The organism is Paenibacillus sp. FSL H7-0350, assembly GCF_038593195.1.
Taxonomy (GTDB): Bacteria; Bacillota; Bacilli; order Paenibacillales; family Paenibacillaceae; genus Paenibacillus_AQ.
The window spans coordinates 7,280,227-7,295,671 of record NZ_CP151972.1 but is presented as its reverse complement, the minus strand read 5'-3'; the positions used below and the strand labels follow the sequence as shown (position 1 = coordinate 7,295,671).

The window sequence follows — 15,445 nt, the reverse complement described above, 5'->3', positions numbered from 1 at the left end:
ATAACTATAATTCAGGAAATCTACAACCTGTTGGATTATAGGGATTGACAATTTGTTGATGCGATAATAACATAAGTTACATAACAGTTGTTATTCTTGATTTCAGTTGAAGGAGTTGAGAAAAATACCGCCAAAAGCAGAAATTACTCGGGAACAGGTCTCCCTTACAGCTTTTGAACTAACCCGCCAAGCCGGATTCGAGGTGCTGACAGCCAGAAATATCGCGGTAAAGCTAAAATGTTCTACTCAACCTGTCTACCGATTGTACAAAAGTATGGAAGAGGTCAAGGAAGATGTATACAAGCGTACTGTTGATTTCGCATTAAATGAGATCAAACAATACAGCAATGAGAAGAATGAACCTGCAATGAACCTGGCAGTAGGTTGTTTATTTTTTGCTCAAGCAGAGAAGCATCTGTTCCGATTGTTATTTTTATCTGAGTACAGCAGTGACTACACCAAGTATAATGATGACCTGCTTAATGAAGAGATTTATCAGGCGTTTCTCCAGTTAGATCCTCAGCTATGCACGATGAGTACAATAAAAACCCGGGAAATGTTCAAGAAGCTCTCGGCATATTGGCTCGGAATTGGAGTTATGATCCACATGAACTCGCAGGAACTTACCATTGACGACGCGGTAGTCATGCTTGAGGAAATGTATTATGTATTGAAATGTAGTGCACTTTCCAAAAAATAATTACTGAAGAGGAGAACCATGATTACATTTCTGACTCATTATTATAGACAGGGTGATACACCATTCCGCAGCCTATCCGCATTAAGTGATTCTGATGCAATTCAAGTTATGGAGTCTTTATATGTGGATAACCCGGTTGCCGATAGATTCAAGGAACCTGCTCAATATTTACATAATAGACGGCAAGCTGAACAATGGGTAAGGAGTGAATTTATAGCACAAGGGGGAAATCCCCAAGAAAATTATCCACTCTATGCAGTGCTGGGCTACTCTCAATGGATGGAAGATCACTTGTCTGCCCTTGAATTAAGCAGAATCCGTGTTCCGCTCAGTGTTTTTTCGCACCAGGATATAAGCTTCACTTATCCCGATAGCATGGTTACCTATTGGCTGGGAGCAGATAAGGAATCTGCTCATTATCAATCACAGTATCATGGGAGAATCTTTACTCTCTCTGACTTAGATAGGTTAGAGGATATTTACGGTGCACCAGAGGATAAAGGCAGAACTGCACTTTGGGAAGGTATGGGGCCTTATATTGAATACATTGAAGCTCAAATCTGGAATCCACAGCCCCTTTACGATTACTTAAATTCATCGATTCAACATTTTTAAATTCAGCTGAATAAAGAGGCATATCATTTGATACGCCCCTTTATCCAGCTTATTTCAATTAAATCAAACCGTTTCTATTCTATTTGAACTGGAACCAAGTTAAATTTGCCACTGTGGTTGAATCTGACTTCACAAAAGTAACATATACCGTATGGGTCCCTACAGCTGTCCCGGCAGTAAGCGGGATATTCTTGAGGGACCATGTCTGCCATCCGCCCGTGCTTTCTGCCGTCCAATAACCCAGCATAGTGCCTGTAGGACTGTCCAAGTGGAATTCGATCCTTCCGCCGGAATTAGCGGATGCAACCTTCAAATCAATGCTTGTTTTAGCTGTGCTGCCAAAGTCTACATTTTTAAATGCGATATAGTCGCCATTACTCCCTCCACCAACATCCAGCCCGCCATCCGTGCTTGCCTCATAGGATAAAACACCTGAACTAAGGTTATAGCCTTCCGCTTCAAATTTTAATGTGTTGAATTTTGGATCTGCAGCATAGCTGTTCGTATCTGTTATTTTCAAATCTGCCAAATTATTTACCGCAGCTCCACCGACGCGAACATTGTTTAGTGTAACTCCAGAGACCGTAGAGGTGTCATTCCAACCCTTCATGATTGAAACTTCACCTAAAGCGCGTAAATTGATATTATTATAGACCACATTTTTGATCGGGCCGGTTTTGGCAGAAAGATCAAACCATCTGGAGTGAACACCGGATCTTGGCCAGAAGCCTTCTACATCTATATTGTCAAATACAATGTTTTGTGCTGCTGGAGTTCCATACAGATGACCTACCGCTAAAGCGCGCCAGCACCGGTATACATAAGAGTTTTTAACAACGATGCCATCCTGAAGCTGTTTCACACCATCTCCAACCTTGAATGCTCCACATCTGCTCCAGGCCAAAGCATCATCCACAACTACATTGGACTGGTTCTCAGAAGTTCCCGGCCAGTTGGCAGCGATATCCGTAGTGGCTACATCCCATGTCTTAAAGGAGTAAGTGTCATCCTCCGATACGGCTACAGTGTGCTTGATGAGTACATTCTGGCTCTCTTGAATATCGATTGCATCATTCTCATAATCAAGCTCATTGTTGTTGAAGTGCTTGGTATTCTGGAAGGTGACGTTGTTGGATCTGGTAACGATTGTAGCCCAGCCGCCGCTGTCTCTGATGGTTATGCCGTCAACCGTGAAGTTGCTGCACTGCAAGGGTACAAGAATATTGTTCAAATAATTGTTTGTGTTTCGCATATAATGGCCATTGCCGTCAATCGTTCCCCTGCCATATATCTTAATATTGTTTGCATTGGTTTCGGTATAGATAAACCATGTTCCATCCTTATTCAGAGAATTCTTGTGGAAATGAGTAGTGTAATCGCTTGGATTTCCTGAACCCCGTATAACCGAACCACCCTCCAGATAAACCGAAACATTGCTTTTTAGAACAATGTTCCCGCTCTTGTATACTCCGGCTGGAACGTATACGATACCGCCGCCTGCTGCGTTAGCCGCATTGATAGCGTTTTGTATGGCAGTTGTAGCCAAAGTGGCACCGGTACTGTCAGCACCATACCCGGTTTTAACATTATATATCCCTGTACCGGAGGAAGCCGGAACATTGGTTTCAAGCGCATCTGCCGCAATCACCAGATCCTTCAGATTATTGATTTTGACGATGAGATAGGTTGGCGATGAAAGTGTAAAGGTAAGTGTGTTTCCGCTCTTGGTTGCAGTGATTCCCAAAGCTTTGGGAGAAATATTATAGGTATTGATGGGCTCGCTTGCTGTAATTGTGATTGTAGTCGTACCTGAAAAAGAGAAATTACAATAATTATAGTTTACAAATACCGCGGAAGTGTCGATTACCGGTATATTGGTAGAGTCTGCTGTTACCGTGTATTGACTGGTCGTGGTATAGATCGACGGTAATGGATAGCTTACGATTGTACCCGCTGCGCTTGCTGTCAAAGGAAAGACCGGTAACAGGTTGGCCATACAAAAAATTAATAATGCACTTAATAATTTGAACCTTTTCAACATAAATAAACACCTCTTTCATAAAGTCGATATATTTCCGCCCTCAGCCAGCTTCCAATCTTATTTATGTCCCGGCTCCAGACAGAGCCTGAGCAGATCGTCCACATGGGCCGTTGCCAGGCATTCCACCGTATCCGCAGAGCCATAATAGATCTTGACCTCGCCGTCATCCTCCAGAATCATCCCTCCGGGGAAAATCACATGATTGCGGAAGCCCCCGCCGATCTCATAATCCGCCTCCGGTGCCAGCAGCGGCTGCTTACTCATGCCGATCACCTTGCGGGGGTCCTCCAGATCCAGCAGCATAATTCCGGCGGTATAGCGCTTCTTCCAGGTGTCTTCCCAGCCGTGCTTGCCCCTGGCCGGGTCTACATCCACCGCATGGAAGGTGGTCAGCCAGCCCTTATCCGTCCGGACGGGAGGCGCGGCCGGACCGACCTTGTCATTGGCAAACGGCACCTGCTCGACGGCAAGCAGCAGGCTGGAGTTGCCCCAATGTATGAGGTCCGGCGACTCGGAGATCCAGGCGTCGAAGCGGTCCCGGCCACCGCGGCTGTACACTGTGAAGGGACGCTCCAGCCGGACATACTTGCCGCCGATCAGCTCGGGAAACAGCACCATATTGCGCAGGTCCGGTGTAGACAGGCTAAGCACCTCGAAGTGTTCCAGATCATCGGTAACGGCAATCCCGCCGCGGATGCCATGGCGCGTATCCACGGCAAAACACATATAACAGCGGCCGCCGATTACGGTCAGGCGCGGGTCATAGGCGCGGATAGTCTCCTCGTCATGCATTTTGAACACCGGCTTCGGGCCGGCGGTCCAGCTCAGCCCGTCATCGCTGTAGGCAATACCGAGATCCGTGGTGTGGTGCGGCTCAAGCGTCTGATCAGCCAGTGAGCCGTAATCATTGCGGAAGATCATCACATATTTGCCGTTGAATTTCGTTACACCGGCATTGAATACCAGTGCGGTGGGGTAAGGAACCTTCGATGCATCCAGCACCGGATTGCCCGGATACCGCCGGATGAACGGGGCGGATTGTAGAATCGCCGGAACGTGTTGAGTCATGGGGTGTACCTCCTTGAATGTTGAATGTTAAACATGGAATATGGGTTGCGCAGGACCGGACTGCTACCCCTTCAGGGAACCGGCCGTCATCTGCATGAAGGATTTGTTGGCGAACAGATAGGCCACGAGAATCGGCAGAATGGACAAGCAGGCGCCCGCCATCATATAGTGGGTCTGGGAAGCGGCTGAAATCCCGTACTTCAGGTTCGCCAGTCCGACAGTCAGCGTCTGCAGCTCCGGCTTCGTCATCGTGAACACGAGCGGCAGCAGATATTCATTCCACGCGCCACGGAAGGTGAACAGGGCACCTACGCCGAGTCCGGGTCCGAGCAGCGGCAGAATGATCCGCCAGAAGGTCCGGCCGGGAGAGCAGCCGTCTATTAGCGCCGCCTCGTCCAGCTCGCGGGGAATCCCCTTCATGAAGCTTGCGAGAATGAAGAAGATCGAAGCATGGGCGGAGATCAGAATCAGGATAACCCCCCACAGGCTGCTGTGGAGATGAAGCTTGACCATCAGATCGAACTGCGGACGCAGCACGACCGCCCCTACAGCTACGAACATGGTGAAGGACTGCAGTCCGATATACCATTTTTTGCCGGCAAAATCCATCCGGTCCACCACATAAGCCGCCATGGATGATACCAGCAGCGTGCCGACCACCGCCGCCAGGGAGACAATCAGGCTGTTCAGGGTATACCTGGAGAAATTGGCCTGCGCCCAGGCTTCGGCATAGTTCGAGAAGTGCCAGCTCTCCGGCAGGAAGGTCGCACCCGCAGTAAGCTCGGCATTAGTCTTGAAGGAGCCCAGGATGGTGATCACAACCGGAATCAGGGTGATAAAAGCAAACGACAGCAAAAATATCCACAGGATTGTTTTGCCCAGTATGGTTCTTAGTCTCATAATAGCCTCTCTCCTCAATCGGTCTGATTCATGCGTCTGGATGCGTAGAAATAAATGAGTGATATCATCCCTACAATGACCGCAGACACAAAGGCAACCGCACTGCCGTATCCGAACTCCTGGACCTGGACCGCCGCGCTGCCCCCGCCGACAGGGAAAAATAATTTGTACAAATACAGGAACATGACCTCCGTCTTGCCTACAGGACCGCCTTCAGTCAGAACCATGATGCTCTCGTAGCCTTTCAAGGCTGTAATAATCGCCAGCATAATAACCATCTGCATGACAGGCCCTAGCATCGGCAGGGTGATATAGCGGAACTGCTGGATTTTTCCTGCCCCGTCCAGGGAAGAGGCCTCATACACATCCTCGGGAATATTCTGCAGACCGGCGAGGAAGAGCAGCATATAATTGCCGACCGCCCCCCAGGCCGCAACCAGAATGACGGTGAGCATGGCATATTTCGGCCCCAGCCAATCCACACCGGAATCCGAGAGGCCCGAGCGGATCAGGAACTGGTTAAGAATCCCGTTATATGAGTTGAAAATCGTGAAGAAGACTACAGCCATTACGGCGGTACTGATGACGGTCGGCATGAAGAAAATCCCCCGCAGCAGCTGTCTGCCCCGCAGCCCCCGGTTCAATATGGCTGCCAGCAGCAGGGCCAGCGGAATGGTGATCAGCAGCTTGCCCCCTGCATAGACAAATGTATTCACCACCGAATCCCAGAACTGGGTGTCCTTCAGGATGCGGCTGAAATTGGCCAAGCCTGTAAACCGGGCCGTTCCGAACCCTTTGTAATCATAGAACATATAGCGGAACGCCCAGGCAATCGGGTAAATTCCGAGGACCAATGTGAGCAAGGCACTTGGAAAGATAAAGCTATATGAAAATAAGGCATGTTTCGTTTTGTTCATCTGGTTTCTTCCGGCTCCTCTCCTTGCGGCCAGAGCAGAGGGATGGGGAAGCAGCTTCCCCATCCCCCGCTATCCTGACCTGTATCTCTATCCCTAACCTTCCGTCTACTTGGCGAACTTGCCGCCCAGAGCGGCGGGATCAAAGCCGGCATCCGGCTCGGCCTTCACGCCGTCATTCGCAATCACACTGTCCAGTGCAGCGTTATAGCGTTTGTTCAGATCAGCGATAATCGCCTTGAGGTCGCCGCCGTTCAGCATATATTTGAAGAAGGCGTCATCCGACTTCATTCCTTCCGGTGCTACAGACGGATAGACCGGCCACACTCCATCGTTCTTATTCGGCAGGAAGCCTTCAATGCCGTTCACATCCGGTGTCTTGGCTGCTGCGCTAATGGATGGAACCATGGAGATGCCGAAGCCTTTTTCCTGATAATCCGTCAGCACCTGATCGCCGTACATGAACTCCATGAACTTCCAGGCTGCTTCTTTGTGCTCTGATTTCGAGCTGAGCGCCAGCCATTGGCCTCCGAGGAAGCCGGAAGCCCCCTTCACATTGCCGTCGATGGTAGGAACCGGAGCTGCCGCCCAGTCAATCTTGGCCGGGAACTGATTCTTATAGACGCCCGGCTCTGAGGAGTAGGACATATACATTCCGATCTTGCCTTCCGCAAACTGTGCCCGCAGCGGATCAATATCCAGCGATTCTACACCCGGCAGCATGCTGCCGTCGTCCTTGATCTGCTTAAAGGCATTGATGATCGGCTCGAAGCCGCTGAAGTCAAAGCGGGCCGTCTTGAAATCATACCCGAAGCCGCCATAGCCGCTCATTTCCGCAACCACCCGTGCCGAACGTGCGAATGCACTGCCGGGGTTCTTGAAGTTAAGGGCGAAGCCGTAAGCGCCGTCCGCTTTGCCGGCTGCTGTCAATTTCTTGGCTGTATCCACCAGCTCCTGCAAGGTAGCCGGCGGATGCTCAATGCCCGCTTTGGCGAACAGATCTTTGTTGTACACCAGACGCATGGTCGTTCCAAAGTTCGGCAGACTGTAACGCTTGCCTTCGAATTCATTCAGATCCGGCATGGCCGGGAATTTCGCCTTCAGCTCATCGCTCAGGAACTCGTCAATCGGAGCAAGAAAGCCTTTTTTGTAGAAGGTCTGAACGGTATTCTCCTTCACCCGGATCACATCCGGTGCATCAGAGGTCTGGAAGGACAGGTCGAGCGCGGTATCGAAGTCATCGCCCTTGACGACCAGCTCCACTTCAATCCCGTCCTTATTGGATGCGTTGAACTCGGCTACCTTCTCCTTCACGAAATCTGCATCATGGCGGTCGCCTGTCCAATAGCTGATTTTAGTTTTTTCCCCCGAACCAGCTTTCGCCCCGTCTCCCGTGCCTTCAGCTGCATTGCCGCCGCCACTGTTACCGTTGCCGCAGGCTGCTAAGCCAAGTGCCAGAACCAGGCTCAGAGATGTCATTAGCATACGCTTCATCATTGGTTGTGCCCCCTTATATATTCCTTATGTACTCGCTTACAATCTGATTATAGACGGATTGGCGCATCCGGATAAGGCGGGTAAGCCCACATTAAGGGCAGATATTTGCAGGAGTTCTATACAGATAAGGGAGGTAATCTCCGCCCTGCGGAAATCCCTCCCCTGCTGTTCCCTATTCTTTTCCAAGATAATGCAATTTGAACTCGGACGGGGTCATGCCGGTATATTTCTTGAACACCTCGCTGAAATAGCGCCTGTGCTCATACCCGAGCTCCTGGGCAATCTCCTGAACCTGCCGGCCGCTAATCAGCATCGCCTTCGCCTTCTCCATCTTCTCATGCATCACATACTGCTGGAACGAAATCCCCTGCACCTTCTTGAACAGATTGGAGAAATACCCCTGACTAAGGTTAATCTGCTTCGCCATCTGCTCCAGCGACAGCCCCGTATCCAGATGACTATGGATATATTCGACGGCCTGGCGTATAATCCGCGTGGACTCCAGGGAACGGGCCTCCGTAACTAGTGTACAAGCCTCCCGGCACAGCCAGGACAGCAGGTCCCGGATATCCTGCAGGGAAGGATGCACCTGATTCTTCATGGCGGCAATTCTGAGTTCCAGCGGTTCCACCTGCCCGTAAGGGAACTGCTCCAGCAGTACCCGGCAGATCCTGGAGCTCAGCTCATAGCCGACACTCTCAACATAACGCGGATCAGGCAAAAGCCCGCTGTCCAGCAGCTCCGAGAACAACTGGTCCAGCACCTGCAGGCTTTTGGCAGAATTGCCGGAACGCAGGGCGAACAGCAGCTCCTGCTCAGCGGCGGCGGAATAGCTATGGAGCGAGAAAGGTTTATTCTCGATATTGCTATAATGATATACCCCGTTGCCTCCGGTATAGAAATGATACCCCAGCGCGCTAAGCGCCTGTCTGTACGCCGCTCCCAGCTCCTGAATCGCCTCCGTGCCCAGGCCCACGCCAATTGAAAGGGTATGACGCGAGAAGCGGCTGACATTCATGCAGCAGGCCTCCGTAATCAGCGCGGCAGTCTCCGGGTCCGAGCCGTTCATGATGCAGACGTACCGGTCTGTCGCCTCCCGGATAATAACGCCGCGGGTCAGGGAGGAAATCGTCTCTTCGAGAATATTGTGCAGGCTGAACCGCAGCAGCTCGACCTCCTGCACAGGCTGGCTGCTCAGCTTCTCCGCGAAATGATCGATCTCGGCGACAAACACGAAGAAATCATGCTGGTCCAGCGGGATATCAAGATAGGCCCAGCGGGAACGGGCATCCGCCTCTGTCGTCTGGTGGTGCAGCAGGAAGGTGAGATATTCCTGGCGGAGGATGGGCAGACTTTCTCTGATTCTAGCCTCCATCACAGCAAGTCTGGCGGTCTCCTGACGCTCCTCCCGGCACAGCTCCCTGGCCTTCAGCACTGCATTCACAATCTCCTCCAGGGAAAAGGGCTTCTTCACAAAATCAAGCGCCCCCAGCCGGATGGCCTCCTGGGCATAAGAGAACTCCGAGTAGGCGCTGAGAATAATAATCTTACAGTCCGGCAGCACCTCCAGAATCGCCCGGGTCATCTGCAGGCCGTCCATTCTTGGCATCCGGATATCCGTCAGCACAATGTCCGGCCGGGTCTCGCGGATGAGCTGCAGTCCCGCTTCGCCGTCAAGCGCCGTCCCGGTGATCTCAATACCGTGCTCCTGCCACGGCGGCTTGCGCGAGACCATGTCCACCACACTTTTAATATCGTCGATTACACATAATTTGAACCTTTCCGGCTCCAGCTTCCGGTACATCCTTCAACTCTCCTCCCTAGGCGGAATCCACAGATCCGTCCGTGATCCCTTACTTGGCCCGCCGCTAACGTCCATACGGGCTTCGGCCCCGTAATACAAGGCCAGCCGGTGCCTGATGTTGAACAGGGCATAGCCTTTTCTGGACTGGGGGGCTTTGACCATCCCCTGCTTGACCTGTGCAGCATCAAGCCCCCGTCCGTTGTCGGTAATGCAAATATGCAGCAGCCCCTGCTCCCGGCTGACCGTGATATCAATCCAGCCTCCGCCGGTACGGTCGCTGAACCCGTGCTGAATGCTGTTCTCCACCACCGGCTGCAGGATAATCTTCGGCAGCAGGCAGGCCAGCAGGGCCTCGTCCTCTACCGTCACCGTGTATTCGAACAGACCTTCATAGCATTTCTGCTGAATAGCGAAATACTGCCGCATGTGGGACAGCTCATCCGCAAGGGTAATAAGATCCTTGCCGCCGCTGAGCCCGATCTGGAACATCTGCGACAACGACAGGATCATCTCGTTCACATCGTCATTCTCGCCCATGACCGATTTGCAATAGATGGTATTGAGCGTATTGTACAGAAAGTGCGGCTCCATCTGCGCCGTAAGGGCACGGATCTCTGCATGCCGCTTGTCCTCCTCCTTGGTCTTCACATCCGCGATCAGCGTCTTAATCTCCGACATCATCCGGTTGAACTGAAAGCCGACCTGGGCAACCTCGTCCTCATAACGGCTCTCATACACCACACTGAGCTGGTTCTCTTCGACTCTGCGCATCAGCCGCCGCAGCTTGAACAGAGGCTTCAGCAGCACAGAGGTCAGCTGATTGGAGATCAGCCAGGTGGCCAGCAGGAAGACTGCGATGACATAGAGGGTGATGCGCTGCACCCGCTGCAGCTTGCCCAGCAGCTGGTCCCGTGACTGCATACCGGAGATGATCCAGTCGGGTGATGAGGCTGAGCCTGTATAATTAACCAGATATTCCTTGCCGCCGTAGCTGTAATAGTGATCCTGCGGATCGGCTGCTGTCCCGGCTTCGGGAAGCACCGGCTTCCAGGGAAACCTGCCCCGGAACGGCCAGCGGGACTCCACCACCGCCTCTCCTTCCCTGCTCACCAGATAATAGTTCCTCCCCGCTTGTGCTCCGCCTGTATTCAGCAGCTCATCTATCCGGCCCTCCCTGATATTGACCACAATAAATACATTGCTGATCGGCGTGTAAGGGTATTCATAAATTCCCCGGACTACGAAGGAGACCACCCGCTGGCTGCCTGTGAACAACCGGTCATAATGTCCTTTGGCCCAGTAGCCGCCCGGCTGCTCCTTGCTCAGATCATATAATTCCGAACCGTAGAAAGAGTTGTCCTGCGCCCGGATCTGCGTAGTCGAATAGAAATCTCCAATCGGGGTAACGATCAGCACGTTCTCAATGATCGGCTGATTGAACGTTGCCTGGGAGAGCACATATTGCAGATCCGACAGATGCACATAATAATTCGACACATCGTGGCTGAACACATCGAGCATCATCTTACGGTATGCATCGCTCAGCATCAGGGACTGCACGGACAGCGCCACATCATTCAGGCGGGAATCCAGCAGCTGTGCCGTCTTGTTTACCGTCTCCCGGCTGCCGGCGTAGGCATTGTCCTCGATCTCCTGTGCAGCAATCCAATACGAGAAGGTGCCCATTGCACCGATGGACAGCGTGATCAGCACGATGAACGAGAACAGAATCCTCTGCTTGATGGATATCCGGTAATACCTGCCGGCGATCTGCCGCCTGAGCTTGCGGCCATAGGCTGTCAATGTATTCATAGCTTTCCCTTCTGAAGCATGTACCTTGTACCTCCCTTTGGTTGTCCGTTCTTGTCACTTGTACAATACGGCTGCTACGGCCCGGCGTCAAGATAGGGGATGAGGATATTTTTTATACTATCTATTAAAATAGCACCTCCCCAAAATGTGGGGAAGTGCTATTTATTAATACAAACATTATAATCTATCTTTGTTAATAACTTCGTTGTTCATGCGACTGTTAAAGAGAAGGAGATTCGCTTATCAGGTCATTTAATAAATTAGCGAGCGGCGCCTCCGTCTCCGCCATGACTGCTCTCTCCTTGAATAACCCGATGTCTTTGACGGCAATCCAGCTGTTCGGGAGACCTTGCAACGTAATTTGCTCGGCATTAAGCGCAATTAACTTGCCAAAATTTTGATACACCGGAGCGGTAAACATCGTCCGAGAGAGCATTTCCATCATTTCTGAAGGATTAATTCCGTTTTTTTGCGCCATTCTACACGCCTCCATCATGGCTTCCATAGCCGTAAAGCTAATGAAGTTGCCACAAATCTTGACGATTAAGGCTGAGCCGATCCTTTCACCGAAATCAAAAATTCCTTGCCCCATCGCATCCAGAAGCGGCAATGCTCGTTGCTTCGCCTCCTTCGTTCCCGCGATGCAGATCCATAGTTTTCGTGCAGTAGCCGCTTCGGGAGGACCAAAAACCGGCGCTTCAACATAATGAATCCCATATTCATCATGAAAATCGGCGAGCTTCCGAGAGGTGGCGGGCGAAACGGTACTCATCGAGAGATGAAGGCCTCCACGTCCAAGCCGTTCCATAAATCCTTCGCTCCGCACAATATCTTCGAGCGCGGAATCGCCGGATACCATAGTAATGACGATATTACCCTTTGTAGCGGCTTCGCTCGGCCTGGAGACGGATTCGGCCCCAAGCGCGACCAGAGGCTCAGCTCTGCCTGCTGTTCGATTGTATACTCTAAGCGTGTAACCGGCTTTGATCAGATTAAGAGCCATAGCTTGCCCCATATTCCCCAGTCCAATCAGTCCAACAGGTGTTGTCACAGCCTTCACTTCCTTTTTTCGTTTTGAATTTCCGCATATTTGGCAAGTTTTAGATTGACCGCATCAAACGCTCTATCAAGCTCCAATTGCCTTTCTTGAAGCTTCTGCTTATGCTTTTCCAGCAAATCCTGTCTTTGCGGAATGGTCGCTTCGCCCTGGACGGCCAGCTCAACGAACTGTTTCAATTCGGCAACGGTCATGCCGGTCGCGCGAAACCATATCATCAGGTTAATCCATTCCATGTCCCTCTCTTCAAAAATCCGATTTCCGTAAGGGTCGCGTTGAAGAAATGGCAGTAACCCTTTCCTTTCATAAAATCGGATGGTATGAGGAGGAATCCCCAGCCTTTCCGAAGCCTCTTTAATGGATAAACTCACCTTGAGACCTCCATTTCCGGTAAGATAATATATTCCGATATACATGACTCCCGCCCATAAGGGTGAATCTTGAATTCATTGTACGCCTTAAACTTAAGTTTAAGGCAATAGTTTCTTGAAAGTGGTGATGTGCGTGGTGAAAAAATATTTACTGGATGGTAACATTTCTAGTTACAGCGGACAATGTGTGGGGTACTGACTTTTATGTGCTCTACAAATCCAGAACACTGAATTGCTAGCTTTGAATGAGCCCACTACTATCGGTGCAGGCGTGACAGTCTCCAGAGATCGGCGGCTGGTTGCTGCTGGCAGATACGATTAGCCGTAACCTGACCCAGCCTGACGGTATCACCGCCGAGGGCAGCGGTAATCTGCTGTTCATTGATTTGCCTATAGTGTTGCCTGTTATTACATTCTCATAGTACAAATTATGTTACTATTATACTTCAAGAGAATTATTTTATATTGGAGGGCAATTTATGTATTTGTGGGCAAAAGCACTAATCGTATTACTTATAGGTTTTCCGCTATGTTATTCCGGACAAACCTACGCTAACGGAACTTCTATAGAGGATCCTTCACCGCCTGAATATAAATATGTTCTGGATTGGACACTGCCCATGTATGAACAGGGACTGTCGCCGGTTTATTTCGTTTCCCATCCCATCTATGTCAATAGCCGGTCAGATGTGTACTACAGTGTTCCTATTACAGTTGCCTCGGGAGATACATATTTTATCGGACACGATAATAAAGACATGGATACCCGCAGTATATTCGTAGTAGATCATAACGGCAAAATGAAGTGGCGCTATACTCCTCCCGGTAAACTAAACGCCACGATTCACCCGTTCGTTGACCCCGAAGGTAATGTATATCTGCTGGTTCCTCCAGCCAAGGGAAATGAGAGAAACTACAAGGCAATCAGCCTTAGCAATACAGGGAAAATCCGCTGGTCTACTGCTATTGATGCTCTTGGGGCGTATGACTTTATGCTTACCAGCAGCAACAAAGAGCTTATTTTTGCCTCACTTGATAAAAATCTCAGCTTATCCGCCGCCACTGGCAAAATACAGCCGCTTCCTAAAGAACTGGCGGTTCCTAAATATTTTGCCACTGAAAGCAAAAGCTACTACGTGTTTCTGGACAACAGGAATAAACAAACCGTATATGAGGTATACAATACACAACTTAAGCTGCTGTATAAGGTGAAGGCAGATTATAAAGATCCGAATCCTACAAGAGCAAAAACTTCATTACGAATAATGGATGATGGCTCGCTTCTTATTTTTTCTCATTATTATGACGATACCACATTAAAGAAATACGACCTAAAAGGGAATCTGCTCTGGAAAAATACGTACCCTAAACAAGTAATAGAAACTCCCAAATTAATGACCAGAGCTGGCTATATCTATCTGCAATACGAGGACAAGGCTTCCCGGACAAACTATATGGTAACCTTGAACCCTGCAAACGGAAAAGAAATGTCTAAACTTACCTTTCCAGTCTACCTGGGGCAAATGCACATCGGTTCTCTCGAGGCAGCCAATATGCCTGCTTCCCGACTGGAGACAAGGGGAAGTAATAGTATGGCTGCCCCCGCTGATCTTAATGTCTATGTTAGAGGCAAGGAAACAGGGGAAGATCGATATGACATGCTAAAGCTGGATGCTGATTTGAAACAGGTTGACCATTATGCGCTGCGCGAGAATTCTTATCTCGATAACTCCTTAGAAAGCACTATTAGACAAGCGTATCCCGGGACAGTAACCGGCAGATTTAATGTTCTTTCCTCCAATAATGACTCCTTTTATGTATATGTCCATGGTAAAAAGACTACGGATAGATATCTAATCAAAGCACACCGGGAGCTGGTAAAGACCACCAATTAGTTCTTCAGATGGGAAATGCGCTGGGCGTTTTCCGTTACCACTCCTACATATGCAACAAGGCAGTTCCTCATTTTTGAGGACTGCCTTGTTTGTGTATTTATAGATTTCGTCTTACTGCCTGTTATCGAAGACAAAGAGGGAATTCCTTGAGGGGCTAATAGAAGGATTCCCCCCCCATCACTGTCCGTTGTATTTTGATTTGTCACTAAATTAGCAGGTATTATAGGCTGTTTGTAAGACGTTTGTGTCACTTAGTGTATGATGAAATGTCACTAAACGTTTTGACTGTAAAAAGAAATGTCATTTTACAGTAAGTATTAACGACGAAGTTCTTAACGAAAGAATTTGATGAAATGGGTAACTGATCTGATATGAATCGCCTATAGATGAACAATCCCAAATTTCAATTTGAAATATAAGAAACAACATATTCTAACTTTAACGGAAAAGAATTTTAAGCATAAAAAAGTAATACCTTCTAAATCTACTCTCAAGATGTAGGTGATTAACCCAACATCTGAGAAATAGAAATGAGGTAATCCTTATTTAATTTATTGATTAAAACAGAAAAGAATTTTCATTGTCATTTATCCTATTAAGCTTATAGCTAAAGCTAGTCATCTTTCATATTAATCTAAAAAAATGATACAGTTTCACATCAGATAAGGCGCCGCGGTTGCGGCGAGCGTAATACATTTCTTGTTCTTTAATATGCTGAATCAGGCAAATTACTGATCTTATGAAATCGTAATAACAGTTAAAGAGAGCGGA

General features: G+C 49.3%; 13 protein-coding genes. 4 read left to right on the top strand and 9 right to left on the bottom strand.

The window, feature by feature from the left end; all coding sequences use genetic code 11:
* The first annotated feature begins 106 nt into the window (after positions 1-106).
* Positions 107-700, top strand: a complete 594-nt coding sequence (locus NYE24_RS32685) for a TetR/AcrR family transcriptional regulator (protein WP_143804305.1) — start codon at positions 107-109, stop codon at positions 698-700.
* A gap of 18 nt (positions 701-718) precedes the next feature.
* Positions 719-1,315: a hypothetical protein gene (locus NYE24_RS32680; protein ID WP_342477631.1), complete on the top strand. Its 597-nt coding sequence runs from the start codon at positions 719-721 to the stop codon at positions 1,313-1,315.
* A 79-nt stretch (positions 1,316-1,394) separates the two neighbouring features.
* Here the strand turns inward: NYE24_RS32680 and NYE24_RS32675 are convergent, their stop codons facing one another.
* From NYE24_RS32675 to NYE24_RS32635, 9 genes are all read right to left on the bottom strand, one after another.
* Positions 1,395-3,356 (bottom strand): carbohydrate-binding protein, encoded by a 1,962-nt coding sequence (locus tag NYE24_RS32675; RefSeq protein WP_083677927.1) that lies wholly within the window; start codon positions 3,354-3,356, stop codon positions 1,395-1,397.
* 57 nt (positions 3,357-3,413) lie between these two features.
* Positions 3,414-4,424 carry a glycoside hydrolase family 130 protein gene (locus NYE24_RS32670; protein WP_036693514.1) on the bottom strand — a complete coding sequence of 337 codons (1,011 nt, stop codon included), beginning with the start codon at positions 4,422-4,424 and terminating at the stop codon, positions 3,414-3,416.
* 63 nt (positions 4,425-4,487) lie between these two features.
* Positions 4,488-5,324, bottom strand: coding sequence for a carbohydrate ABC transporter permease (locus tag NYE24_RS32665; protein ID WP_341024288.1), 837 nt, complete (start codon positions 5,322-5,324; stop codon positions 4,488-4,490).
* Between the two features lie 14 nt (positions 5,325-5,338).
* The gene (locus NYE24_RS32660; RefSeq protein ID WP_036693549.1) at positions 5,339-6,241 is read right to left on the bottom strand and encodes a sugar ABC transporter permease; all 903 of its coding nucleotides are present in this window, start codon (positions 6,239-6,241) and stop codon (positions 5,339-5,341) included.
* Between the two features lie 105 nt (positions 6,242-6,346).
* Complete coding sequence (locus NYE24_RS32655) at positions 6,347-7,735, bottom strand: extracellular solute-binding protein (RefSeq protein ID WP_036693518.1); 1,389 nt, start codon at positions 7,733-7,735, stop codon at positions 6,347-6,349.
* Between the two features lie 172 nt (positions 7,736-7,907).
* Positions 7,908-9,539 carry a response regulator gene (locus NYE24_RS32650; protein WP_341024283.1) on the bottom strand — a complete coding sequence of 544 codons (1,632 nt, stop codon included), beginning with the start codon at positions 9,537-9,539 and terminating at the stop codon, positions 7,908-7,910.
* Between the two features lie 3 nt (positions 9,540-9,542).
* Positions 9,543-11,351: a sensor histidine kinase gene (locus tag NYE24_RS32645; RefSeq protein ID WP_342477630.1), complete on the bottom strand. Its 1,809-nt coding sequence runs from the start codon at positions 11,349-11,351 to the stop codon at positions 9,543-9,545.
* A 220-nt stretch (positions 11,352-11,571) separates the two neighbouring features.
* On the bottom strand, positions 11,572-12,402 hold the full coding sequence (locus NYE24_RS32640; RefSeq protein WP_342477629.1) for an NAD(P)-dependent oxidoreductase: 831 nt from the start codon (positions 12,400-12,402) through the stop codon (positions 11,572-11,574).
* Between the two features lie 5 nt (positions 12,403-12,407).
* Positions 12,408-12,779 (bottom strand): MerR family transcriptional regulator, encoded by a 372-nt coding sequence (locus tag NYE24_RS32635; RefSeq protein WP_342477628.1) that lies wholly within the window; start codon positions 12,777-12,779, stop codon positions 12,408-12,410.
* 299 nt (positions 12,780-13,078) lie between these two features.
* Between NYE24_RS32635 and NYE24_RS32630 the strand changes: the two genes are divergently transcribed.
* Both NYE24_RS32630 and NYE24_RS32625 read left to right on the top strand, forming a co-directional pair.
* Positions 13,079-13,201 carry a hypothetical protein gene (locus tag NYE24_RS32630; protein ID WP_342477627.1) on the top strand — a complete coding sequence of 41 codons (123 nt, stop codon included), beginning with the start codon at positions 13,079-13,081 and terminating at the stop codon, positions 13,199-13,201.
* Between the two features lie 57 nt (positions 13,202-13,258).
* Positions 13,259-14,674, top strand: a complete 1,416-nt coding sequence (locus NYE24_RS32625) for a hypothetical protein (RefSeq protein ID WP_342477626.1) — start codon at positions 13,259-13,261, stop codon at positions 14,672-14,674.
* Positions 14,675-15,445 lie beyond the last annotated feature (771 nt).

What these genes read in the sequence shown, in the direction of transcription:
- NYE24_RS32675 (WP_083677927.1), bottom strand. Translation starts at nt 3,356, where the DNA reads ATGTTGAAAAGGTTCAAATTATTAAGTGCATTATTAATTTTTTGTATG.
- NYE24_RS32625 (WP_342477626.1), top strand. Translation starts at nt 13,259, where the DNA reads ATGTATTTGTGGGCAAAAGCACTAATCGTATTACTTATAGGTTTTCCG.
- NYE24_RS32655 (WP_036693518.1), bottom strand. Translation starts at nt 7,735, where the DNA reads ATGATGAAGCGTATGCTAATGACATCTCTGAGCCTGGTTCTGGCACTT.
- NYE24_RS32680 (WP_342477631.1), top strand. Translation starts at nt 719, where the DNA reads ATGATTACATTTCTGACTCATTATTATAGACAGGGTGATACACCATTC.
- NYE24_RS32665 (WP_341024288.1), bottom strand. Translation starts at nt 5,324, where the DNA reads ATGAGACTAAGAACCATACTGGGCAAAACAATCCTGTGGATATTTTTG.
- NYE24_RS32650 (WP_341024283.1), bottom strand. Translation starts at nt 9,539, where the DNA reads ATGTACCGGAAGCTGGAGCCGGAAAGGTTCAAATTATGTGTAATCGAC.
- NYE24_RS32660 (WP_036693549.1), bottom strand. Translation starts at nt 6,241, where the DNA reads ATGAACAAAACGAAACATGCCTTATTTTCATATAGCTTTATCTTTCCA.
- NYE24_RS32670 (WP_036693514.1), bottom strand. Translation starts at nt 4,424, where the DNA reads ATGACTCAACACGTTCCGGCGATTCTACAATCCGCCCCGTTCATCCGG.
- NYE24_RS32645 (WP_342477630.1), bottom strand. Translation starts at nt 11,351, where the DNA reads ATGAATACATTGACAGCCTATGGCCGCAAGCTCAGGCGGCAGATCGCC.